Annotated in this window: 17 protein-coding genes and 3 pseudogenes; 13 read left to right on the top strand and 7 right to left on the bottom strand. The window is 75.2% G+C overall.

Annotated features, from left to right (window positions below; all coding sequences use genetic code 11):
* Window positions 1-89 precede the first annotated feature (89 nt).
* The gene (locus tag GEV43_RS00490) at window positions 90-968 is read left to right on the top strand and encodes a hypothetical protein (RefSeq protein ID WP_160819018.1); all 879 of its coding nucleotides are present in this window, start codon (window positions 90-92) and stop codon (window positions 966-968) included.
* 149 nt (window positions 969-1,117) lie between these two features.
* Complete coding sequence (locus GEV43_RS00485; protein WP_160819017.1) at window positions 1,118-1,540, top strand: DUF6010 family protein; 423 nt, start codon at window positions 1,118-1,120, stop codon at window positions 1,538-1,540.
* A gap of 15 nt (window positions 1,541-1,555) precedes the next feature.
* Here GEV43_RS00485 and GEV43_RS00480 read toward each other — a convergent pair whose 3' ends face one another.
* On the bottom strand, window positions 1,556-2,266 hold the full coding sequence (locus tag GEV43_RS00480) for a helix-turn-helix domain-containing protein (protein WP_160819016.1): 711 nt from the start codon (window positions 2,264-2,266) through the stop codon (window positions 1,556-1,558).
* Window positions 2,267-2,338: 72 nt separating this feature from the next.
* Here GEV43_RS00480 and GEV43_RS00475 point away from each other — a divergent pair.
* A pseudogene (locus GEV43_RS00475) lies at window positions 2,339-2,892 on the top strand (type 1 glutamine amidotransferase domain-containing protein).
* Window positions 2,893-2,998: 106 nt separating this feature from the next.
* Window positions 2,999-4,431 (top strand): annotated as a pseudogene (gene pyk / locus GEV43_RS00470) (pyruvate kinase).
* A 93-nt stretch (window positions 4,432-4,524) separates the two neighbouring features.
* Here pyk and GEV43_RS00465 read toward each other — a convergent pair.
* Window positions 4,525-6,141, bottom strand: a complete 1,617-nt coding sequence (locus GEV43_RS00465; protein ID WP_160819015.1) for a zinc carboxypeptidase — start codon at window positions 6,139-6,141, stop codon at window positions 4,525-4,527.
* A 165-nt stretch (window positions 6,142-6,306) separates the two neighbouring features.
* Here GEV43_RS00465 and GEV43_RS00460 point away from each other — a divergent pair, with 165 nt between their 5' ends.
* Window positions 6,307-6,831 carry a VanZ family protein gene (locus GEV43_RS00460; RefSeq protein WP_309239367.1) on the top strand — a complete coding sequence of 175 codons (525 nt, stop codon included), beginning with the start codon at window positions 6,307-6,309 and terminating at the stop codon, window positions 6,829-6,831.
* Here GEV43_RS00460 and GEV43_RS54475 read toward each other — a convergent pair.
* Together GEV43_RS54475 and GEV43_RS46710 are read right to left on the bottom strand one after the other, a co-directional pair.
* On the bottom strand, window positions 6,812-7,588 hold the full coding sequence (locus GEV43_RS54475) for a nitroreductase family deazaflavin-dependent oxidoreductase (protein ID WP_309239366.1): 777 nt from the start codon (window positions 7,586-7,588) through the stop codon (window positions 6,812-6,814). The genes GEV43_RS00460 and GEV43_RS54475 overlap by 20 nt on opposite strands.
* 5 nt (window positions 7,589-7,593) lie before the next feature.
* Window positions 7,594-8,331 carry an NAD(P)-dependent oxidoreductase gene (locus tag GEV43_RS46710; protein ID WP_164717159.1) on the bottom strand — a complete coding sequence of 246 codons (738 nt, stop codon included), beginning with the start codon at window positions 8,329-8,331 and terminating at the stop codon, window positions 7,594-7,596.
* A gap of 514 nt (window positions 8,332-8,845) precedes the next feature.
* Here GEV43_RS46710 and GEV43_RS00450 point away from each other — a divergent pair.
* The 8 genes and pseudogenes from GEV43_RS00450 to GEV43_RS00415 all read left to right on the top strand — a co-directional run bounded on the left by GEV43_RS00450 (window position 8,846) and on the right by GEV43_RS00415 (window position 17,418).
* Window positions 8,846-9,817 (top strand): Gfo/Idh/MocA family oxidoreductase, encoded by a 972-nt coding sequence (locus GEV43_RS00450; protein ID WP_206681028.1) that lies wholly within the window; start codon window positions 8,846-8,848, stop codon window positions 9,815-9,817.
* A complete protein-coding gene (locus GEV43_RS00445; protein WP_160819014.1) occupies window positions 9,814-10,671 on the top strand; it encodes a TIM barrel protein in 858 nt (285 codons plus the stop codon). The genes GEV43_RS00450 and GEV43_RS00445 overlap by 4 nt, the downstream gene beginning before the upstream one ends.
* Window positions 10,668-11,666, top strand: coding sequence for a 5-dehydro-2-deoxygluconokinase (iolC, locus tag GEV43_RS00440; protein ID WP_375539025.1), 999 nt, complete (start codon window positions 10,668-10,670; stop codon window positions 11,664-11,666). Before GEV43_RS00445 ends, iolC begins: the two co-directional genes overlap by 4 nt.
* Window positions 11,663-12,517, top strand: a complete 855-nt coding sequence (iolB, locus tag GEV43_RS00435) for a 5-deoxy-glucuronate isomerase (RefSeq protein WP_160819013.1) — start codon at window positions 11,663-11,665, stop codon at window positions 12,515-12,517. The genes iolC and iolB overlap by 4 nt, the downstream gene beginning before the upstream one ends.
* Window positions 12,514-14,360: pseudogene (gene iolD, locus GEV43_RS00430) on the top strand (3D-(3,5/4)-trihydroxycyclohexane-1,2-dione acylhydrolase (decyclizing)). Before iolB ends, iolD begins: the two are co-directional and overlap by 4 nt.
* A gap of 42 nt (window positions 14,361-14,402) precedes the next feature.
* On the top strand, window positions 14,403-15,416 hold the full coding sequence (locus tag GEV43_RS00425) for a sugar ABC transporter substrate-binding protein (RefSeq protein WP_160819012.1): 1,014 nt from the start codon (window positions 14,403-14,405) through the stop codon (window positions 15,414-15,416).
* On the top strand, window positions 15,416-16,489 hold the full coding sequence (locus tag GEV43_RS00420; RefSeq protein ID WP_160819011.1) for an ABC transporter permease: 1,074 nt from the start codon (window positions 15,416-15,418) through the stop codon (window positions 16,487-16,489). The genes GEV43_RS00425 and GEV43_RS00420 overlap by 1 nt, the downstream gene beginning before the upstream one ends.
* Window positions 16,486-17,418 (top strand): ATP-binding cassette domain-containing protein, encoded by a 933-nt coding sequence (locus tag GEV43_RS00415; protein WP_160819010.1) that lies wholly within the window; start codon window positions 16,486-16,488, stop codon window positions 17,416-17,418. Before GEV43_RS00420 ends, GEV43_RS00415 begins: the two co-directional genes overlap by 4 nt.
* Before the next feature lie 60 nt (window positions 17,419-17,478).
* On the opposite strand, the gene GEV43_RS49015 is transcribed toward GEV43_RS00415, so the two are convergent.
* Genes GEV43_RS49015 through GEV43_RS00400 form a run of 3 tightly spaced genes read right to left on the bottom strand, consistent with a single transcriptional unit; the run spans window position 17,479 to window position 22,648 of the window.
* Window positions 17,479-19,140 (bottom strand): serine/threonine-protein kinase, encoded by a 1,662-nt coding sequence (locus tag GEV43_RS49015; protein WP_309239365.1) that lies wholly within the window; start codon window positions 19,138-19,140, stop codon window positions 17,479-17,481.
* Complete coding sequence (locus GEV43_RS00405) at window positions 19,137-22,328, bottom strand: hypothetical protein (RefSeq protein WP_160819009.1); 3,192 nt, start codon at window positions 22,326-22,328, stop codon at window positions 19,137-19,139. Before GEV43_RS00405 ends, GEV43_RS49015 begins: the two co-directional genes overlap by 4 nt.
* Entirely contained in the window at window positions 22,265-22,648 is a 384-nt protein-coding gene (locus GEV43_RS00400; protein WP_160819008.1) for a hypothetical protein, read from the bottom strand. Before GEV43_RS00400 ends, GEV43_RS00405 begins: the two co-directional genes overlap by 64 nt.
* Between the last annotated feature and the right edge of the window lie 91 nt (window positions 22,649-22,739).

The raw sequence follows: 22,739 nt of genomic DNA, 5'->3' as shown, positions 1-22,739 counted from the left end.
ACCGCTGGGGTGACCGGGCCCGCCCGCGACGACGGTGCCGTGTCCGTTCCCGACAAGACCCGCGCGAGGCCGGCTCCTAGCGTGGCCGCATGAACGTTCTGAACGCCGAGGACCTGGCACTCGCCGAACGGTTCGTCCGGCTCAACGCGCGGCTCATCGACCGCCACCGGTTCGCCCTGCACTTCCGCGGCGGGTCCGCCGCGCCCGTCCTCGCGGCCCTGCGGCCCTACGAGAACCCCGACGGCGGCTACGGCCACGGCCTCGAACCCGACCTGCGCGGCGAGCACAGCCAGCCCGTCCCCGCCCAGCACGCGCTGGAGTTCCTGCACGAGGCGGGCGCGGACGACGACCCCGCCGTGGGCCGCGTCTGCGACTACCTCTCCACGATCACGACAGGCGACGGGGGAGTGCCGTTCGTCCTGCCGTCCGTGCGGGAGGCCCCGCACGCGCCCTGGTGGCGGACGCCCGACGACCCGCCCGGCGGCATCAATCCGACCGCGACGCTCGCCGGCCTCCTCCACCGCGCGGGCGCGGACCACCCGTGGCTCGGCCCCGCCACCGGCTTCTGCTGGCGCCACCTGGAGGCCGCCGGAGCCGACCCCGGCCCGTACGACGCGCTGGCGATCCTGACGTTCCTCGACCACGTCCCCGACCGCGACCGCGCCGAGGCCGCGTTCGCCCGGCACCGCGGCGCGCTCGCCGCGCCCGTCGCCCTCGACCCCGCCGCGCCCGGCGCGCAGCACTTCCCGCTCGACTTCGCGCCCGCGCCCGGCGGGTTCGGCCGCCGCCTGTTCACCGACGAGGTGATCGACGCGCACCTCGACGCCCTCGTGGCCTCCCGTCCGGACGACGGCGGCTGGACGGTCCCGTTCCTCATCTGGACCCCGGCCACCGGGCCCGAATGGCGCGGCCACGTCACGGTCGAACGGCTCAGGGCCCTCCGCGCGTACGGAAGGCTCAAGCCCTAGGGGCACGGTCCGGATTCGGGCAGCTCAGGGGCCTTGCGCGGGCCGTGGCGGGAATCCGTTGGAGACTGTCGATAATGCCACTGGGAGCCGGGACGGCCGCCCAATAGCGTCGGTCGCGACAACCGCCATCCGGAAAGAGCGACCCACTCATGATCTACTTCACCGCGGTCCTGGTCGGCCTCCTGTACGCGCTGCTGATGTCGCTGGTCCGCGAGCCGCACCGGCGCCGCCTCAACGCGCTCATGGTGGCCGGCGCGGGCGCCGCCTATCTGAGCGGGGGCGGCTTCGGGGGCTGGGAGTTCCTCTACGCCGCCGTCGCCACGTACGTCGCGTACCGCGGGCTGGAGTCGTGGACGTTCATCGGGATCGCCTGGCTGATGCACACCGCCTGGGACGTGTTCCACCACGTCAAGGGCAACCCGATCATGCCCTTCTACCACGACTCGTCCCTCGGCTGCGCCATCTGCGACCCCGTCATCGCCCTGTGGTGCCTGCGGGGCGGCCCGTCGCTGATCGCCCTCGTCCGCCGCGGGTCCGTACGCTCCGGGTCGGCCGACGCCACCGGCGCGTGACCGGGTCCGGCGGGCTCAGAGAAGCGTTCTGATGGAGGTGTCGGCCAGGGCGCGGACGTCGTGGGACAGGTGCGGCTGGTCGGCGTACCCGGCGGCGTGGGCGACGTCGGCCAACGGCATCCCGCCACGGGCGAGGCGCAGGGCCCGCTGGAAGCGCAGGACGCGCTGGACGGTCTTCGGGCCGTACCCGAACGCGGCGATCGTCCTGCGGCGGAGCTGGCGCTCGCCGAGGCCGAGCTCGGCGGCGACCGTACGGACCGGAGCCCGCCCCAGCCCCGCGATCAGCGGCGCGACCAGGGGGTCCACCGGCTCCCCGGCGCGGGCGCGTCGGGCGGCGGCCTCGGCCAGCGCCTTGGCGGGCGCGCCGGACGCCGCCACGGCCTCGCCCAGCCTGTCGGCGTCGTCGCCCCACAGGTCCCGCAGCGGAATCCGCCCGTCCCGTACGGCGTCGGCGGGGACGCCCAGCGCGGACGGCGCGGTGCCCGGCGCGAACCGTACGCCCACCAGCGCGTCGCCGGGCCTCATCAGCGCCGGGGCGGGACGGGTGTCAGGCCCCGCCACCTGCACACTCCCGTCGCGGCGGGACCAGATCAGGTCCACGCAGCCGTCGGGAACGACGCGCTGGACGAAGGGCTCCGCCGCGTCCAGCGGCAGCTCCGAGCGCCACACGCACGCCAGGCCCGGCCACTGCGGCGCGGGGGCCTCCTGGTAGCCCGTCGGGTTCACCCCTTCTGCATACCACCCGCCGAACCGGGCACGCCAAAAGGAGGAAACCACCGAAACGGGAGGTCAGACACCATGGCGACCGATCTACAGGGCAAGACCATCGCGTTCCTGTGCGCCCCCGAGGGCACCGAGCAGGTGGAGCTCACCGAGCCCTGGAAGGCCGTGGAGCAGGCCGGGGGACGCCGAGGCTCGTCTCCACCCAATCGGGGCGCGCCCAGGCGTTCAACCATCTCGACAAGGCCGACACGTTCCAGGTCGACACGACCGTGGACGTCTCGGGGCACGAGGAGTTCGACGGGCTCGTGCTCCCCGGCGGCGTCGCGAACCCGGACTACCTGCGCACGGTGCCGGAGGCGGTGGCGTTCGCCAAGGCGTTCTTCGACGCGGGCAAGCCCGTCGCGGCGATCTGCCACGCGCCGTGGACGCTGATCGAGGCGGACGTGGTGAGCGGCCGTACGGTCACGTCCTGGCCGAGCCTCCAGACCGACCTGCGCAACGCGGGGGCGACCTGGGTCGACCGGGAGGTGGTCACCTGCGAGGGCGGCCCGAACGTGCTCGTCACCAGCCGCAAGCCGGACGACCTCAAGGCGTTCGGGCAGGCGGCCGTGGAGATCTTCAAGCGGTGACCCTCCGCATGGTCTAGACCTCTGAGCTAGACCATTTCGTGAACCTTGGGCGACCGTACGCTGCACGAATATCCGTACCGGCAGGTAACTAAGTACCGTTGTGCGGGTGACCCGTCGAGCGAAGATTGTCAGCACCATCGGTCCCGCCTGCTCCAGCGCCGAGCAGATCCACGCCCTCGTCGAAGCCGGGGTCGACGTCGCCCGCCTCAACATGAGCCATGGCGACCACCCCGGCCACGAGGAGGTCTACCACCGCCTCCGGAAGGCCGCCGAGGCCACCGGGCGCGGGGTCGGCATCCTCGCCGACCTCCAGGGACCCAAGATCCGCATCGGCCGGTTCCCCGACGGGCCCGTACGGCTCACCCTCGGCGACGGGTTCACCGTCACCACCGAGGACGTCCCGGGCAACCGCAAGGAGGTCTCCACGACCTACAAGGGGCTGCCCGGCGACGTGAGCCCCGGCGACACCGTCCTGATCGACGACGGCCGCGTCGCGCTGCGCGTGACGGAGGTCGACGGCCCGCGCGTGCGCACCACCGTCACCGTCGGCGGCATGGTCTCCGACAACAAGGGCCTCAACCTGCCGGGCGTCCCCGTCAGCGTCCCCGCCCTCACCGACAAGGACGAGGCCGACCTGCGCTGGGCGCTGCGGCTCGGCGTGGACATGGTCGCGCTGTCGTTCGTGCGCAGCCCCGCCGACGCCGAGATCTGCTACCGGATCATGGAGGAGGAGGGCGTCCGCGTCCCGCTGATCGGCAAGATCGAGAAGCCGCAGGCGGTCGACAACCTCCAGGAGATCGTCGCCGCGTTCGACGGCATCATGGTCGCCCGCGGCGACCTCGGCGTGGAGCTGCCGCTCGAACAGGTCCCGATCGTCCAGAAGCGGGCCATCGAGCTGTGCCGCGAGAAGGCCCGCCCGGTCATCGTCGCGACCCAGATGCTCGAATCCATGATCTCCGCGCCCCGGCCCACCCGCGCCGAGACCTCCGACGTCGCCAACGCCGTCTTCGAGGGCGCCGACGCCGTCATGCTCTCCGGCGAGACCAGCGTCGGCCAGTACCCGATCGAGTCGGTGCAGACGATGAGCCGCATCGTCGAGACCGCCGAGGCCGCCGCGCTGCACGCCACCCACACCCTCGACCGGATGCCCGAGACCGTCGGCGGCGCCATCGCCCGCGCCGCCGCCGAGGTCGGCGCGATCGTCGGCGCCGAGGCGCTCGTCGCGTTCACCATGTCGGGCGAGACGGCCCGCCGCCTGTCGCGCTACCGCTCGCCGATCCCGCTGCTGGCGTTCACCTCGGTGCCCGCCACCCGGGGCAGGCTCGCGCACGTCTGGGGCGTCGAGACGTTCATCGTGCCGCAGGTCGACCACACCGACGACATGGTGCGCCAGGTCGAGCAGGGCCTCCTCGAACTCGGCCGCTGCCAGAAGGGCGACCGCGTCGTGGTCGTCGCCGGCTCGCCCCCCGGCACCCCGGCTCCACCAACGCCCTGCGCGTGCACCGCATCGGCGACGCCATCAACGTGGACCCCCGCTGACCGCCTTCCGGGCGAGGCCCCGCCGGGAGAGGCACGGTCGCCGGTGGGACCGTGCCTCCCGCGGGAACGGGCGGTCGCGCGCCCCGTCCGGGCTCAGCAGCCCCTGAGATCGACGGTGGCGGTGCCGCCCCGGGCCACCGAGACCCGCACGCGCTTGCGGGGCTTGCCCCAGAGCGAGCAGGTCAGGGTGTACGACTCGGGCAGCAGCCGGGTCGCGTACTGGTCCTGCCGGGGCGAGGGGTTGACGTCCCAGGTGAACGAGCCGCCGAGCCGGGTGCTCATCGTGGACGTGAGGGCCGTCGGCACGTGCCGGGCGGCGCCCGTCGTGCCGTCCGGGTTGCGGACGGCCGAGGTGTGCAGGTCGATGTCCTTGGTGAGGGTGAGCGTGCGGCCCATGGGGGCGCGGCCCTTGATGACCGAGTGCAGGCCGCGGTCGGCGGCGGCCTCGAACGCCTCCAGGAACGCGCGGCGGACGTTGGACCGGGCGTACATGCCGCGGCCGAGGTACTGATCGATCACGTACTTGTACTCGGGGTGGAAGCTGTAGCTCCCGTCGTGGCCGGGGGTGTTCTCGAACGTGAACGCGAACGCGCCGGTGGCGTAGAACGCCATCTCCTCCGTCGTGCCGCTCGCGTCGTAGTAGACGTCGGGCCAGGGGCCGGTCTCCCAGCCGGTGTGCCCGGCGAGGCGGCGGCCGAGGGCGTCGTACGCCGCCTCCTCGGCGGGCTTCGGCTCGTTCGGCGCGGACGGGACGCGCAGCACCTTCGCGTCGGGCGTGTGGTTGCTGATCGCGACCGTGATCTGGTGCGTGGTGATCAGGTCGCGCATGTTCTGGATCTCGGGCTCGGAGAACGGGGCGGCGCCGCGGTAGTTGCTGTCGGTGACGCCCGTTCCGGCGCCGGGACCGCCCCAGAACGCGCCGTAGTTGCGGTTGAGGTCGACGCCCTTGTCGGGGTTGGCGGCGCACTCGGCGCGGGTGGGGATCCGGCCGTCCACGACGCGGCAGTTGCGCCGCTTCTGCTCCTGGACGAGGCTGCGCGACATGTCGTAGCCGTCCGGGTTGACGATGGGGACGACGATGAGCTTCGCGCGGTCGAGCAGCGGATTGCGGTTCTTCAGGACGTCCCAGGCGAACTCCATCGTCAGGTCCACCGTCGGCCATTCCCGGGAATGGTGCAGCCCGGTCAGCAGGAACGCCGGCTTTCGGTCCGACACGGCGACGCGGTTGCTGATTTCCAGGCCGTAGACGTCCTGGCCGAGCAGCGATTTGTGCGGCAGCCTGAACCGTTTGACGCGGGTCGGATAACGGCGGGCGAGTTCCTTGAGTTCGTCGTTGGTCTCGCGGAGCGTCCGGTAGGTGACGCGGCCGGTGGGCAGGTCGGAGCGCTCGCCGCGGCGGGCGGCGGCCTCCTCGGCGGCGCGCGCCTCGCGGTTCTTCGCCGCCACGTCGGTGACGAGCGTGGTGGCGCGCAGTCCGGCGCGGCGGAGCTTCGACGCGTCGTCCGGGCCGTACAGCAGGACCTGCGCCTTGCCGGGACGGATCGTCATGATGTCGAGGTCGGACGCGGCGAGTTTCCGCGCCGCGGTCTTGTCGGGGACGTCCACCCGGACGATGGAGATCTTCCCGGTTTCGGCGCGGGCGGGCGCCGCGGCCAGGCCGAGGGCGGACAGGGCGGCGCAGGCGAGCGCTGCGGTCTTTCTGAAGGGCACGGCGAATTCCCTGCGTGAAAGGGACGGGGGTCAAGATCACTATGCGTAGCGCCATTCGCGGGTGTCAACGCCGGATAAACAGAGTTAAAGAGAGTTGGCGTCCGGGCGCATAGTCGGCGGCGCACCGGGCATGTGCCGCTCCGGGGAGACGGGAGAGGTGAAAAGGTGACGACGGCGGGACGGCGGTACGTGACGGCGCTGTGGCAGCCGGCGGCGGACGGCGAGCGGGCGCCCTGGTACATGGTGCTGCTGCGCGCGGCGGCGGTGGTGGTGGCGCTCGTCGCGCTCGGCGTGTTCTGGTACTACGCCTTTCGGCTGACGCTGACGCCCGTGCGCGACAACGGGCAGGCGGGCGGCAACACCGACCCGGGCCGGTCGCTGCGCTTCTACCTGGACGAGCCGATCGGGGCCGCGCTGAGGCAGCTCGGCGGGAACCTCGTGCTCCTCGCGCCGCTCGGCGTCCTGCTGCCGGTGGTGTCGGTCGCGCTGCGCGGCCCGCTGCGGCTGCTGCTGGTCGGCGCGCTCTGCTCGCTGGCGATCGAGGGCGTGCAGGGCGCGTTCGTCATCGGGCGCGCGTTCGACGTGGACGACGTCATCCTGAACGCGGCGGGCGTCGTCCTGGCCTACCTGCTCGTCGGCAGGCGCGTGTCGCTCGCCCTGCGCGGACGCCCTAGCGGTCCACGGGCGTGAGGCGGAAGACGCGGAGCCGCCGGTCGACCCGTTCCTCGTAGCGGTCGTAGACGGGCCACACCTTGAGCAGCCGCGGCCACACCTCGGCGCGCTCGTCCTCGTCGAGCAGGCGCGCGGTGACCCGCGTCGTACGGCCGCGGAAGCTGACCTCCGCGCCGGGGTTCTTGAGCAGGTTCCCGGTCCAGGCGGGGTGCTTCTCGCGGCCGAAGTTGGAGCCGACCACGACCCACGTGCCGTCCGGCTCGGGCAGGCAGGCGAGCGGCGCCTGCCGGGGCTGCCCGCTGACCGCGCCCGTCGTCGTCAGCACCAGGCTCGGGACGAGCGCCTGCCCGACGAGGAACCGGCCGCCCGTCAGCTTGTGCAGGGCGCGGTCCAGCGGCGGGACGACCTTCGGCCCGACCTTGGAGAACCAGGCCGCGCCGGACACGCGCTGGAAGGTCGGCTTGAGGGCCCTCTGCACGAACGTCATGCGTCGCTCCTTACCGGCGGGCGCGAGCCGCCCGGCCTTGCGGGGGTCGAGGTGGCCCGCCTCCGCCAGCCAGCGCAGGCTGTCCGCGAGGGTCTCCTCCGGCGGGCGCAGGGTGAGGCCGAGGGCGTCCAGCAGGGGCCGGTCGTCGGTCGGGACCAGCGTGACCATGAACTCGGCGGCGTCGCGGGTCAGCGGGTAGTCGAAGTCGCGGATCCGCTTGGCGGCGTCCAGCGCGGTCCCGGCGCCGAGCATCACCGCGCTCGGCACGCGGACGCGCCGGCACCGCACGCCGGTCACCGCGTCGCACAGGTCGGCGTACTCGGGCCAGGTGCGGTAGTGCCGCCGAGCAGCCAGCGCTCCCCGCCCCGGCCGGACGACACGGTGCGCGCGAGCGCCTCCGCGAGGTCGCGCACGTCCACCGCGGTCACGCCGCCGCCGGGCAGCGGCCACAGCTTCCCGAGCCCCGCCGCGAGCCCCTCCATCAGCGCGTCCAGGACGGGCTGGTGCGGGCCGCAGACGCCGCCCGGATAGACGATGGTGACGGGCGCGCCGCCGTCCTGGAGCTCCCGGACGTACCGTTCGGCCGCGAGCTTCGAGCGCCCGTACGCGGTGCGCGGCGAGGCGAGCGGCGCGTCGGCGGTGATGACGGGCGCGGACGGCGGGACGAACACCGCCATGGTGGACACGTGGACCACGGGGGCGAGGCCGAGCTCGACCGCGCCGCCGACGACGTTGCGGGTGCCCGCGACGTTCACCTTCACCAGGTCGCCCGCCGCGCCGGTCACGCCGATCGCGGCGGCGGCGTGGACCGCGGCGTCGCAGCCGGCGAGGGCCGCCCGCACCGCCTCCGCGTCGAGCATGTCGCCCGCGACCAGCTCGACGTCGCCCGCGTCCACCCCGATCGCGGCGAGCACGCGCGCCGCCTTGGCGGGGTCGCGGACCAGGGCGCGCGGCCGGTGCCCGGCGGCCAGCAGGGCGCGGACGGTGTACGACCCGACGAAGCCGGAGGCGCCGGTGAGGAAGACCCGCATGGGAACAAACTAGCGCTTGGTGAAGACCGGCGGAACGCCGCCCCGGCCCTCGCGCGCGCCGCCGCCCGCCCGTACGGCCGGACGTGGACAGCGACCGCGCCGGGACCTCGGCTTCCGCGCCCGCCCGATCGTATGCGAACCGCGCCGGTGGGGCGGGCGCGGCGGGTGGTGCGGGAGGCGGAGGAGGGCCCGGATCCGCCCGGTTTCGGTCCGCGCCGTATCCCGGATGGTGCGGGGCCGGGCGTTGACGCAGGTGGAACGCTCCAGCACATTGGGGGCCCACCCAACCGCCGACCGGGAGGGGACCCATGAGAATCGGACTCGCCGGCGCCGGACGGATCGGCGCGCGCCATGCCGCCGCGCTGAGCCGGCTGCCCGGGATCCAGACCCTCGTCATCGCCGACGCGGACGCCGCGCGGGCCCGCGAGCTCGCCGCCCGGCTGGACGCGGCCGGGCCGCGCGCGGCGGACGGCGCGCCCGCGGGCCCGTCCGCTCCGTCCGCCCGTCCGCGGGCGTGTCCGCCGCGCGCCGCGAGCGCCCCGGCGGGGCCGCGCCGCCCGGCGCGGCGGCCAACGCCCGCGCCGCCTCCGGCGACCACGGCGAGCGGGCCGCGGGGGAGGGCGGCGCCAGGGTGCTCGCCGACTCGGTGGACGGGATGTTCGCGGGCGGCCTGGACGGGCTGGTCGTGGCCGCCGCGACCGACGCGCACGCGTGCCTGGTGGAACGGGGCGTGGCGGGCGAGGTCCCGGTCTTCTGCGAGAAGCCGCTCGCCCCGGACCTGTCTGGAACGTTCCAGATCATGGCCGCGGCGCGGTCCGCCGGGGTGCCGGTGCAGGTCGGCTTCCAGCGCCGCTTCGACGCGGGCAACGCCGCCGCCCGGGAGGCGCTGCGGTCGGGACGGCTCGGCTGGGTGCACACGGTGCGGTCGTGCAGCTTCGACCCCGCGCCCCCGCCGCCCGAGTACGTCCCGGCGTCGGGCGGGCTGTTCCGCGACTGCGTGATCCACGACCTGGACCTCATCCGGTTCGTCACCGGCCGGGACGTCGTGCGCGTCATGGCGGCCGGGGCCAACCGGGGCGAAAAGTTCTTCCGCGAGTGCGGCGACGTCGACAGCGGCGCGGCGCTGCTCGTCCTGGACGACGGGACGATCGGCCTGGTCGCGGCGACCCGCTACAACGCCGCCGGGTACGACGCGCGGCTGGAGCTGTTCGGCTCCAAGGACAGCGTCGCGGCGGGGCTGGACGAGCGCACCCCCGTCACCGGCCTGCCCGGCCGGCGGCGCGGCGAGGCGCCCTACGGCGGGTTCCTCGAACGCTTCGCCGACGCGTACGACACCGAGTTGCGGGCGTTCGTCGACGTCGTCGCCGGGCGGCGCCCGAACCCGTGCCCGCCGGAGGAGGCGCTTGAGGCGTTCTACCTCGCGGAGGCGTGCGAGCTGTCCCGCAGGGAGGGCCGCGTCGTCGAGGTCGGGGAGGTGCGGCGATGAGGATCGCGGGCGCGCCGATCTCGTGGGGGGTGTGCGAGGTGCCGGGCTGGGGCCACCAGCTCGCGCCCGAGCGGGTGCTCGGCGAGATGCGCGAGGCCGGGCTGACCGCGACCGAGCTGGGGCCCGCCGGGTTCCTGCCGGACGACCCGGAGGAGCGGGGGAGGCTCTTGCGGGCGTACGGGCTGGAGCTGATGGGCGCGTTCGTCCCCGTCGTGCTGCACGACCCGGACGCCGACCCGGTGCCCGAGGTCGAGCGGGCGCTGGACCGGCTCGGCGGCGACGCGGTGCTGGTCCTCGCGGCGGCGACCGGGCTGCACGGGTACGACGCGCGGCCCGCGCTCGACACGCGCGCGTGGGCGGCGCTGCTGTCCAACCTCGACGCGATCGCGGCGCGCGCGGCCGCGCGGGGCCGCGTGGTCGCCCTGCACCCGCACGTCGGCACGGTCGTCGAACGCCGCGACGAGGTCGAACGCGTCCTCGGCGACTCGAACGTCCCGCTGTGCCTGGACACCGGGCACCTGCTCGTCGGCGGGTGCGACCCGGCGTGGCTGACCCGGTTCGCCGCCCGCCGGATCGCGCACGTCCACCTGAAGGACGTGGACGCCGCGCTCGCCGCGCGGGTGCGGTCCGGCGAGGTCGCCTACGCGCGCGGGGTGCGGGACGGCTTGTACCGGCCGCTCGGCGAGGGGGACGTTGACATCTCCGGGATCGTCCGCACCCTGGAGGGCGCCGGGTACGAAGGCTGGTACGTCATGGAACAGGACACCGTCCTCGCCGCCGAGCCCGCCCCGGGGAGCGGGCCCGGCGAGCACGTCCGCGCGGCCCTGGAGTACCTCGCCCGGGTGGCCCCGTGACGCCCCCGGCGCCCGCCGCGAGGTCCGAAGCCGCGCCCGCCGGGCCGTTCGGTGGCGGGCCGTTCGACCTGATCACGATGGGGCGGGTCAGCGTGGACGTGTACCCGCGCGAGGTCGGCGTGCCGCTGGAGGACGTGGAGACGTTCGGCAAGTACCTCGGGGGCAGCCCGACGAACGTCGCGGTGGCGGCGGCCCGGCACGGCCGCCGCGCCGCGGTGGTCACGCGGACGGGCGACGACCCGTTCGGCCGGTTCGTGCGCCGCGCGATCGCCGCGCACGGGGTGGACCCGCGGTACGTCACGGCGGTGCCGGGGCTGCCGACGCCGCTGGCGTTCTGCGAGATCTTCCCGCCGGACGACTTCCCGCTGTACTTCTACCGCTACCCGAAGGCGCCGGACCTGGAGATCCACGAGCACGAGCTGGACATGGACGCGATCCGTTCGGCGCGGATCGTGTGGGCCACGGTGACGGGGCTGTCGCAGGAGCCCAGCCGGACGGCGACGCTCGCGGCGATGGCGGCGCACCCCGGGCGGACCGTGCTCGACCTCGACCACCGCCCGATGCTGTGGGCCGACCCCGGCGAGGCCGGGCACTGGGCGCGGCGCGCGCTCGGGCACGCCCGGGTCGCGGTCGGCAACCTGGACGAGTGCGCGATGGCCGTGGGGGAGCGGACGCCGCGCGAGGCGGCCCGCGCCTTGCTGGACCGCGGCCCGGACCTCGCCATCGTGAAGCTGGGCCCGGACGGCGTGCTCGCCGCGACCGCCCGGGAGACGGTCGAGGTGCCGCCCGTCCGGGTGGAGGTCGTGAACGGGCTCGGCGCGGGCGACGCGTTCGGCGGCGCGGTCTGCCACGGCCTGCTGGCCGGGTGGGGCCTCGAACGGGTCGTCGCGTTCGCGGGCGCGGCGGGCGCGCTCGTCGCGTCCCGGCTGGCCTGCGCCGACGCGATGCCCGCGACGGACGAGGTGGACGAGCTGCTGCGAGCGGAGGCCCGATGACCGTGCACCATCAGCGGAACCACCTGCCCGCCGGAAGCACCGCGGACGGCCCGTACGACCTGGTCGTCACGCCCGAGTCCGCCGGATGGACGCACACGTCCCTGCGCACGCTCGACCTCGACGGAACGCACGTGTTCAGCACGAGCGCGTTCGAGACGATCGTGCTGCCGCTGGCGGGCTCGGGGCGGGTGGTGTGCGACGGCGAGACGTTCGAGCTGCGGGGGCGGCGGAGCGTGTTCAGCCGGGTCACCGATTTCGCGTACGTGCCGCGCGACGCGAGCGTCACCCTCTCCGGGCGGGGGCGGTTCGCGCTGGCGGGCGCGCGCTGCTCGCAGCGGCGCGTCCCCCGGTACGGCCCGGCGGAGGACGTGCCGGTCGAGCTGCGCGGCGCGGGCCAGGCCAGCCGCCAGGTCAACAACTTCGGCACGCCGGAGGGCTTCCCGTTCGCGGAGAAGCTGATCGCGTGCGAGGTGCTGACGCCCGGCGGCTGCTGGTCGTCGTACCCGCCGCACAAGCACGACGAGGAACGGCCCGGCGAGAGCGTGCTGGAGGAGATCTACTACTTCGAGCTCGCGCACCCCGACGGCATCGCCTACCAGCGCGTCTACGGGACGACCGACGTCCTCGCGGAGGTCCGCTCGGGCGACGCGGTGCTGATCCCGGACGGCTGGCACGGGCCGTCGATGGCGCCGCCGGGCTACGACCTGTACTACCTGAACGTGATGGCCGGGCCGTCGCCCGAGCGGGCGTGGCGGATCAGCGACGACCCCGCGCACGCGTGGGTGCGCGGCGCCTGGCCGGGCCTCCCGGCCGACCCCCGGCTGCCGCTGACGTCTCCGGAGGAACGATGACCAGGCTCACCGTCGGGCAGGCGATCGCGCGGTTCCTCGCGCGCCAGTACTCCGAGCGGGACGGCGAGCGGCGCCGCCTGATCGAGGGCTGCTTCGGCATCTTCGGGCACGGCAACGTCGCGGGGCTCGGCCAGGGGCTGCTGGAGGAGCGCTTCCCGTACCTGATGGCGCGCAACGAGCAGGCGATGGTGCACGCGGCGGCCGGGTTCGCGCGGATGACCGACCGGCTCGCCACGTACGCCTGCACGACCTCGATCGGGCCCGGCGCGACGAACCTGGTGACCGGGGCGGCGCTGGCGACCGTCAACCGGCTGCCCGTGCTGCTGCTGCCCGGCGACGTCTTCGCGACCCGTCCGGCCAACCCGGTGCTCCAGGAGCTGGAGGACCCGCGCTCGTACGACGTGTCGGTGAACGACTGCCTGCGGCCGGTGTCGCGGTACTGGGACCGGATCAACCGGCCCGAGCAGCTCGCCCCCGCGCTGCTGGCGGCGATGCGGGTGCTGACCGACCCGGCCGAGACGGGCGCGGTGACGCTGGCGCTGCCGCAGGACGTGCAGGCCGAGGCGTACGACTGGCCCGAGGAGCTGTTCGCCGAGCGCGTCTGGCGGGTGCCGCGCCCGGAGCCCGAACCGGCGGCGCTGGAGGAGGCCGCCGCGGTGCTGCGGTCGGCGCGGCGCCCGCTGGTCGTGGCGGGCGGCGGGGTGATCTACGCGCGGGCCGCCGGGGAGCTGGAGGCGTTCGCGCGCGAGACGGGTATCCCGGTGGCCGAGACCCAGGCGGGCAAGGGCTCGCTGCCGTGGGACCACGAGCGCGCCGCCGGCGCGATCGGCGCGACCGGCGGCACCGCCGCCAACGCGCTCGCCCGCGACGCGGACGTGGTGCTCGGCGTCGGGACCCGCTACAGCGACTTCACCACCGCGTCCCGGTCGCTGTTCGCGCGGCCGGGCGTCCGGTTCGTCAACCTCAACGTCGCGCGGTTCGACGCGGCCAAGCACGCGGGCGTCCCTCTCGTCGCGGACGCCCGCACGGGCCTCGCGGGTCTGCGCGCGTCCCTCGCGGGGTACACCGTCCCGGACGACTACCGGGAGGAAGCGCGCGTGCTGACGGCCCGCTGGAACGCCGCCGTCGATCACGCGTGCGCGCTCGGGCACGGCCCGCTCCCGTCGCAGCCCGAGGTCATCGGCGCGGTGAACGACGCGGCGGGCGAACGCGACGTCGTCGTGTGCGCGGCCGGGTCGATGCCGGGCGACCTGCACAAGCTGTGGCGGACCCGGGACCCGAAGGGCTACCACGTCGAGTACGGCTACTCCTGCATGGGCTACGAGATCGCGGGCGGCCTCGGCGTGAAGCTCGCCGACCCGTCCCGCGAGGTGTTCGTGCTCGTCGGCGACGGCTCGTACCTGATGATGGCGCAGGAGATCGCGACCGCCGTCGCCGAGGGCGTCAAGCTCGTCGTCGTCCTCGTCCAGAACCACGGGTACGCCTCCATCGGCGGCCTGTCGGAGAGCGTCGGCGCGCAGCGGTTCGGCACCGCGTTCCGCGCGCGCACCCCGACCGGGCTGGACGGGCCGACGCTGCCGGTGGACCTCGCCGTCAACGCCGCCAGCCTCGGGGCCGACGCGGTCCGCGCCGCGAACGTCGAGGAGCTGCGGGCCGCGCTCCGCCGGGCCCGTTCCGCCGAGCGGACGACGGTCGTGCACGTGGAGACCGACCCGTCCGTTCAGGCCCCGACAGCGAGACCTGGTGGGACGTCCCGGTCGCCGAGGTGTCGGCGCTGGAGTCCACCCGCGAGGCCCGCGCCCGCTACGAGAAGCGGCGGGAGGCGAGGCGCGGGCACCTGTAGCCACCTCCTCCATCCACCTCGGGGAGAACGGGAGTTGCGTTCATGACGTCCACGAAAGGCAGATCCGGGCGCGGGCGGGCGCGCGGCGCGGCGGCGGTCCTGGCGGCGGGGGTGCTCGTCCTCGGGGCGTGCAGCGGCTCCGGGGGCAAGAAGGCCGAGGAGCGGGAGTCGAAGGCGGCGGGCGGCGCGAGCGGGCCCCGGCTGAAGATCGCGATGGTCACGCACTCCGGGCCGGGCGACACGTTCTGGGACATCGTGCAGAAAGGCGCGCGGGCCGCGGCCGCCAAGGACAACGTCGAGTTCCTCTACTCGGCCGACCCCGACGGCGGCAAGCAGGCGCAGCTCGTGCAGGCCGCCGTCGACAAGAAGGTGGACGGCATCGTCGTCACGTTCGCCAAGCCCGACGCGCTGAAGGACGTCGTCGCGCGCGCGACCGCCGCGAGGATCCCGGTCGTGTCGATCAACTCCGGCGCCGACGTGTCCGCCCGGTACGGCGCGGTCGCGCACTTCGGGCAGGACGAGGCGATCGCGGGCGAGGCCGCCGGGCGGGAGATGGCGCGGATCGGCGCGAAGAAGGCGCTGTGCGTCATCCACGAGCAGGGCAACGTCGGCCTGGAGGACCGCTGCGCCGGGGCGCGCAAGACGTTCGGCGGGCAGATGCAGAACCTGTTCGTGCAGGGCACCAACATGCCGCAGGTCAAGTCGTCCATCACCGCCAAGCTCCAGGCCGACAAGGGCGTCGACGGGGTGCTCACGCTCGGCGCCCCGTTCGCCGCGACCGCCGTCGACTCGGCGAAGGAGGCGTCGAGCGACGCCAAGGTCGGCACGTTCGACATGAACAAGGACCTGATTGACGCCGTCAAGGACGGGCGCATCTGGTTCGCCGTGGACCAGCAGCCCTACCTCCAGGGGTACGAGGCCGTCGACGGGCTGTGGCTGCTGAAGCACAACGGCAACGTCCTCGGCGGCGGCCGTCCCGTGCTGACCGGCCCGGCGATCGTCACCAAGGCCAACGCGGCGGCGCTCGAAGGGTTCGCGAGCCGGGGGACCCGCTGATGGGGCACGCCGTCGCGCAACCACCACGACCCCCGGAGCCCGCGCCGTCGCCCGCGGACGACGAGCGCCTGGCCAGGCGGTCGCCCGTGCGGCGGCTGCTCGGCCGACCCGAGCTCGGCGCGCTGCTCGGCGCGGTCGCGGTGTTCGCGTTCTTCTCCGTCGCCGCCGACGCGTTCCTCCAGGCGTCCTCGTTCTCCACCGTCCTGTACGCGAGCTCCACGTTCGGGATCATGGCGGTCGGGGTGTCGCTGCTGATGATCGGCGGCGAGTTCGACCTGTCCGCCGGGGTGCTGGTGACGACGTCCGCGCTGATCGCCGCGCTCGTCAGCTACCAGCTCACGCTGAACGTGTGGGCGGGCGTGGTCGTCTCCCTGGTCCTCACCCTGCTGCTCGGCATGGTGAACGGCCTGCTGTACGTCAACACCGGGCTGCCGAGCTTCGTCGTCACGCTCGCCACGTTCTTCATGCTGGCGGGCGCGAACCTCGGCGTCACCAAGGCCGTCACCGGCAACGTCGCGACCGACTCCGTACGCGACATGGACGGGTTCGACTCCGCCCGCGCCGTGTTCGCCTCGGACGTGGACCTGGCCGGCGTGAACGTCAACGTCACCGTGTTCTGGTGGCTGCTGCTCGTCGCCGCCGCCACCTGGCTCCTGCTGCGCACCCGGACCGGCAACTGGATCTTCGCGGTGGGCGGCGCGGCGGCCAGCGCCCGCGCGGTCGGCGTCCCCGTCGCCCGGACGAGGATCGGGCTGTTCATGGGCGTCGCGTTCTGCGCCTGGCTGTCGGGGATGCACCTGGTGTTCGCGTTCGCGACCGTCCAGTCGGGGGAGGGCGTCGGCAACGAGTTCTTCTTCATCATCTGCGCGGTGATCGGCGGGTGCCTGCTGACCGGCGGGTACGGGTCGGCGATCGGCGCGGCGATCGGCGCGTTCATCTTCGGCATGACCAACAAGGGCATCGTCTACGCCGAGTGGAACCCCGACTGGTTCAAGTTCTTCCTCGGCGCGATGCTGCTCATCGCCACCGTCGTCAACCTGATCGTCCGCCGCAGAGTGGAGCGAGCGCCATGACCGCCGCACCGGGCCCGAACCCGTCCCCCGAGCCGCCCACCGGCGCGTCTCCCGAGCCGTCCTCGGGGGCGTCCGCGCGGGGGGACGGGCCGCCGCTCGTCCGCCTCACCGGCGTCGGCAAGAACTACGGCAGCGTCATCGCGCTGCGCGGGGTGTCGCTGGAGGCGCGCGCCGGCGAGGTGACCTGCGTCCTCGGCGACAACGGCGCGGGCAAGTCCACCCTCATCAAGATCGTCGCCGGGCTGCACCGGCACGACTCCGGGACGTACGAGGTGGCGGGGGAGCCGGTCTCGTTCGCCTCGCCGCGCGACGCGCTCGACCGGGGCATCGCGACCGTCTACCAGGACCTCGCCGTCGTGCCGCTGATGCCGATCTGGCGCAACTTCTTCCTGGGGTCGGAGAAGCGCCGGAGCCTCGGCCGCCTCGACGTCGGCCACATGCGCCGTACGACCAGGCGCGAGCTGGCCGAGATGGGCATCGACCTGCGCGACGTGGACCAGCCGATCGGCACCCTGTCCGGCGGCGAGCGCCAGTGCGTCGCGATCGCCCGCGCCGTCCACTTCGGCGCGCGGGCCCTCGTGCTGGACGAGCCGACCGCCGCGCTCGGCGTCAAGCAGGCCGGCGTCGTCCTGCGCTACATCGTGCAGGCCAGGGAACGCGGGCTCGCCGTCGTGTTCATCACCCACAACCCGCACCACGCCTACCCCGTCGGCGACCGCTTCCTCATCCTCAAGCGCGGGCGCGGCATCGGCCACCACTCCAAGTCCGACATCACCCGCGACGAGCTGACGGCGCTGATGGCGGGCGGCGCCGAGCTGGAGGAGCTGGCCCACGAGCTCAAGGCCGCGTCGGCGGGCGGCGCCGGGGCCGCGGCGGCGCGGGAGCTGACCAGGCAGGCGAAGGACCTCGGCATCACCGGCAAACCTTGACCCGGACCGGCCCCCGGGCCCCTGAGCCACGGCGGCCCGGGGACCGGGGGCGCGGAGGGGTCAGGTCCAGGTGGCGCGCTCCAGGATGCCGCCGAGGCCCGGGGCGTTCCACTCGTCCACGATGAGGATCCTCGACTGCGGGAAGAACCACGTCCGCTGGACGAACCTCACGTTCGAGGGCGTGCCGATGCCGGTGACGCAGCGCAGCCGCCACTCGTGGTACTCCGCCCTGCGGTTCCCGACCCGCGCGAGGCCCTTGGTGAGGAGCTTGTCCGGGACCGCGCCGATGTACTTCTTCGGGGACGGCGGGCAGACGTGGCCGATGTCGTTCGACGGGTGGAACGGCCTGCCGCGCACGTACGTGCCGTCGTACGCGTCCGGTCCCTTCCAGCCGAGCGCCCACTCGTCCAGCACGGCGAAGCTCGGGCACCAGTTGTTGTAGGCGTCGATGTAGTTCGCGGGCTCATGGTCCGTGGGCGGGCAGCGTCCCGGGAAGTTGACCCTGAAGTTGACGCCGTCGCCCCTGAGGCGCCGCATCTTCCATCCCGGCGGGACGGAGATGCGCAGCCGCCCGAGCGTCATCGGCGTTCCGGGCGGACGGGTCGAGGCGACGGCGGCGGGACGCTTCGGCGGGTCGTCCGGACGGGTCGCCTCGTACACGCCGACGCCTCCGACCGACGTGCCGACGAGCGCGGTCCCGGCGACCGCGACGCCCGCCTTCGTGCCCACCGCGGCGATCAGCCCGGACGGCCCCGCCGCCGCCGTACCGCCCGCCGCCGTACCGCCCGCCGCCGCCGTACCGCCCGCCGCCGCGGTGCCGCCCGCCGCCGCACCGGCCGCGCCCGCCGTGCCGAGCCCCGCGGCGGCCAGCGGGAACAGCGCGGCGAGAGCCACGGCCGCCCCGGCCAGCACGCGCACGCCCCGCGCCTCCCAGTCCGCGCCGTACGCGCCGCGCGCCACCGACTCCAGGTCGCCCACGAACGCCGCCGCGCTCGCGGGCCGTTCGCCCGGGTCCTTCGCCATGCCGCGCGCGATCAGCGGCCGGAGCGGCTCGGGCGCCGCGTCCACCGGAACGGGACCGCCGAGGTGGCCGTCGCGGAGCGCGGCCCGGTCGCCCGGCGGGTACGGCCTGCGCCCCGTCACGCACTCGAAGAACACGCACGTCGCCGCGTACACGTCCGCCGCGGGCCCGGCGGGCTCGCCGCGCCACTGCTCGGGCGCCATGTAGAGCGGCGTCCCGGCCGCCGCGGCCTCCCCGGCGGGCGTCGCGATGCCGAAGTCGATGAGCTTGCTGCGGCCGTCCGCCGGGACCATCACGTTCGCCGGCTTGTAGTCGCGGTGCACGACGCCGGCCGCGTGCGCGGCGGCGAGGCCGAGCAGCGACCCCTTGAGGACGGCGAGCGCCGCCTCCGGCTCCAGCGTCCCGTACCGGGCGAGGATCTCCTTGAACGGGACGCCGTCGACCGCCTCCATCACGATCGCCACGCCGTGCTCGCTCTCCACCAGCCGGTACAGCCGCGCGACGTGCGGGTCGTCGACCTGCCCGAGCATCCGCGCCTCGTACCGGAACCGCTCCATCGCCTCCGCGCCGGCGCCCGCGGGCAGGTACTTGATCGCCACCGCGGTCCCGGCGGTCGCGTGCCGCGCCAGCACCACCCGGCCCTGCCCGCCGCGCCCGAGCTCGCGCACCTCGTCGAACCCCGAGACCCGCCACCGCGTCACACCGAACTCCTAGCGCCGTCCTCAGCCGTCCGGTCCGTCCGTCTTTGTGACGCCGCCCACGCGCGAAAGGTTGAGCGCGATGCCTCCCGCGCCACCGGGTCACTCGGGGCGGTGCGGATCCGGTGTGCCGCGTATGACACGTCCGGGTGGTCGTGGGCGCGGAGCCGTCGCAGCAGCGTCCGCCACTCCTCCGGCCAGCCCGCGCGCTCGGCGTGCCTGCCCCCGAGCGCGCAGGCGAACAGGCCGCCGCTGAGGTCGCCGCGGGCAGCGAGCCGTTCGGCGTGCGGGAGGACGGTGCCGGGGTCCGGTTCCGTCCGGGGCGGGCTCCAGACCGCTCGCGGGTCGTCCGGTCCCTGGGCGAGCGCGGCGGCGACGTCCAGGACGGCCAGGACGCCGGTGCCCGCGCATCGGTCGGCCAGTCCGTCGATGACCTCGGCGGTACCGGGGTGCGCGGCCGTGGCGGCCGGCGGGTCCCAGCGGAGGGTCGCGGCGACCAGTTCGGACGCGAGCGGCTCCGGCAGGCGGCCGTCCAGCGCGCGGATCGCGGGCTCGGCGGCGGTCCGGTCGGCGATGGCCGCGTCGCGGACGGACGCGACGAGGGCTTCGAGGCGTTGGACGGCGGGCAGGTCGCGTTCGGCACCGGCGTCGTCCCGCTCGGACGCGGTGGGCGCGGTGGGCGCGGCGCAGGCGGCGGGCGCGGCGGAGGCGGCGGCGAGTCGGGTGGCCGTGGTGCCCAGTTCGGACGTGCCGGTTCCGCCGGTGGCGCAGCGGACCAGGGAGGCGAGCGCGGCGCTCCAGTGCCGCGTCTCGCCCAGGTCGGTGATCAGGTCGGCGAGCATGGCGGGGGCGTCCGGCGACCACGGCGCCCACTGCGGGACGGCGTGCAGCGCGGCGTCGCGGGCCTCCGGGTCGCCGCCCCCGGCGACGCGGAGGACGAGCGCCGCGTACCGCTCCCGGAAGCGTTCCTCGATCAGCAGCGGGGACGTGCCGAGCACCTGCCGGGCGAGGTCGCGGGGGCCGTTCGCGGCCTCGGCGAGGATCCGCTCGGCGGCGGGCTCGGCGAGGCGCGCGCGGACGGCCGACACGATCGCGGCCTTCACGTCGCGGTGCTGCTCCGGGTCGTCCCACGCGGCGGTGACCAGGGCCGCCGCCTCGGGGGCGCGATGGTGGAGCAGGATGCGCGCCGCCTCCTTGCGCGCCGTGATCCTCCCTCCGGACAGCACCGGCCCGAGCACCGCCGCCAGCTCGGACGGCGGGACGAACCGCGCCGCGCGGCTCGCCGCGTACACCGCCACGTGCGCGTCGTCCGACGGCGCGAGGGCGAGCAGGTCGGCCAGCATGTCCTGCGGTCTCGCGACCCACGGCGCGGCGGTGAGGGCGGCGCGGCGCTGCGCGGCGTCGCCGGTGCGCAGGTACGGCCGGAGCCGTTCCGCGCCGGCTCCCGCCACGGTCGCGATCGCGGCGACCGCGCGGTTCCGCGCCGTCTCCAGGAGGCCGGGGTCGGTGGCGAGTTCGTCGAGCAGGTCGAGGAACGACTCGCGCTGCCGTGCCGTCCACCGGCGCGTCCACGACGGCTCGACGTCCGGCACCGGACTCGCCGCGGGCGGCTTGAACCGCCCGCGCGGGCCGGCGATGACGAGGCTCAGCAGGTCGGTGCGCTCGCGCGCCACCGCGGCGAGCACGGACGGCAGCCACACGGCGGACGGCTCGCGTCCGAGGACGGCCCCGGCGCGCGCGGCGCGCGTGCGGGGCGGCTCCAGCCAGTACGCGATCGCCCGCGCGGCCACCTCGTTCCGCGACGAACGGGTCGCGGCCTCCAGGGCGTCCTGGAGTTCGGGCACGCCGTGCCCGCGGCGGCCGAGCGCGCGCGCCAGCGCGAGCGCGGCGCGGTGGTCGCCGCGCCGCGCCGACGCCTCCACCTGCCCCGCCAGCGCGCGGACGAGGTCGTGCTCCTGTCCGCGCCGCAGCACGCGGTCGATCCCCGCCATGGACGGCGGCGCGGTGTACGCGGCGAGCCGTTCCAACAGGTCGAACCCCGCCGCCACCAGGCCGGTGTCGCCCGCGGCAGCGCCGTCGCGGCACAGCCGCACCGCGATCCGCTCCAGCGCGGACCGGGTGCCCGGCGAGCAGTCGCGGGCGTTCAGCGCGTCGGCCGCGAACCGTTCGACCGCGGGAACGTGCCGCCGCCCGAACGCGTACCCCGGAAGGCTCACGAGCGCGTTGAGCGCCGCCTGCCGCACCGGGTCCTGCTCGTTGCGGAGCCGCCCGAGCGCGTCCATCAGGCGGTCCGTCACCTCCGGCGAACGGGCCCGCCCGGCGCAGCGGACCAGCAGCGCGTAGCCCCGGGCGCGCTCGTCGGCGTCCGGCCTGCGCGTCAGCTCGCGCAGCCGGGGCAGCGCCTCGCCGTACGGGAGGAACGAGGCGACCTCGCAGGCGCGCCACGGCGACTCGGCCACCCACCGCAGCCGCAGCATCCGCGCGGCCTCGCGCGCCCGCCGCGCGTGCGGGAGGACGTCGAGGAGGTCCCCGCCCGGCTCCGCCGTCGCGAGGTCCTTCCCGGCCATGGCCTCCTCGAAGATCCGTTCACGCGCGGCGGGCGGGAACGCGGCGAGCAGCAGCCGCAGGGCGCGCTCGTCGTCCCGGACGGCGCGCGCCACCGCCGCCACGTCGCCGGCGTCGAGGCGGAGGAGCCGGTCGCGGAACGAGCGGCGCGCCATGAGGCGGCACAGCACCCCGCGCCGTTCGGGGACGAGGAGGAGGCGCAGCATCCGCGCGGGCTCTGCCGCCAGCAGGTATCCGACGCGGGGCTCCAGCGGCCGCGGCGGCGTCGGCGCCGTCCAGTGGCGTTCGAGCAGGCCCACGACCCGTCCGGGATCGTGCTCCACCGCCGCGGCGACGCCGGGCGCGTGCCGCCGCCACCAGTCGTCGCGGACGCCCTCCCGCAGCCCGGCGAGGCTCCGTTCGGCGTGGTCGAGCATCGGGCCGGGATGCGCGCGCCCGACCGACGCCCAGTTGGCGACCGCGTACGCGAGCCGGTCGAGCCGCGAGCGGACGGCCTCCGCGCCGCACGCGGGCAGCAGCCGCGCCGCCTCCGCGTCGCCCCACCGTTCGCCCACGGCGTCGATCAGCGCCTCGGCGAGGTCGGCGCGCCCCGCCCCGCGGACCGCGGCGTACGTCGCCGCCCGCACCGCCGCCGGGGCGTCGCCCAGCCGCGCGGCGAACGCCTCCGCCCCAGCCCGAACCGCGCGGCCAGCGCGATCGCCTCGGCGGCCAGCCGCGCGTCCGGGTCCCGCATGGCCCGCGCGACGTGCGCGCGCGACGCCTCGTCCCGCACGGCCGCCGCGACGAACAGCGCCAGCGACCGCTCGTAGTGGCCGCGCGCCGCCAGCTCGTCCAGCAGCCCGGCGAGCGCCGGATCACCCGCCGAGCGGCGCAGCCCGGCGAGCCGCCCGCACCGTTCGCGGTACGCCAGCGGTTCGATCTCGGTCAGCAGTTCGTCGGCGCGCATGCCGCGCAATCCTGCCGCACCCCCACACCACCGTCACCCCATATTTCCCGGCATCCGCCCGTTCCTCCCCGGGTGTGCCGAAGCCGCCCCA

The sequence above is a fragment of the Actinomadura sp. J1-007 genome (genome assembly GCF_009793335.1).
Classification (GTDB): Bacteria; Actinomycetota; Actinomycetes; order Streptosporangiales; family Streptosporangiaceae; genus Spirillospora; species Spirillospora yumaensis.
The sequence above is the reverse complement of the archived record's forward strand: the minus strand, read 5'-3'. Positions and strand labels throughout refer to the sequence as shown.

Coding starts and splice junctions, on each gene's coding strand:
- GEV43_RS00485 (WP_160819017.1), top strand. CDS start 1,118: ATGATCTACTTCACCGCGGTCCTGGTCGGCCTCCTGTACGCGCTGCTG.
- GEV43_RS00445 (WP_160819014.1), top strand. CDS start 9,814: ATGAGGATCGCGGGCGCGCCGATCTCGTGGGGGGTGTGCGAGGTGCCG.
- iolB (WP_160819013.1), top strand. CDS start 11,663: ATGACCGTGCACCATCAGCGGAACCACCTGCCCGCCGGAAGCACCGCG.
- GEV43_RS00425 (WP_160819012.1), top strand. CDS start 14,403: ATGACGTCCACGAAAGGCAGATCCGGGCGCGGGCGGGCGCGCGGCGCG.
- GEV43_RS46710 (WP_164717159.1), bottom strand. CDS start 8,331: ATGCGGGTCTTCCTCACCGGCGCCTCCGGCTTCGTCGGGTCGTACACC.
- GEV43_RS00400 (WP_160819008.1), bottom strand. CDS start 22,648: ATGCGCGCCGACGAACTGCTGACCGAGATCGAACCGCTGGCGTACCGC.
- GEV43_RS00415 (WP_160819010.1), top strand. CDS start 16,486: ATGACCGCCGCACCGGGCCCGAACCCGTCCCCCGAGCCGCCCACCGGC.
- GEV43_RS00420 (WP_160819011.1), top strand. CDS start 15,416: ATGGGGCACGCCGTCGCGCAACCACCACGACCCCCGGAGCCCGCGCCG.
- GEV43_RS00490 (WP_160819018.1), top strand. CDS start 90: ATGAACGTTCTGAACGCCGAGGACCTGGCACTCGCCGAACGGTTCGTC.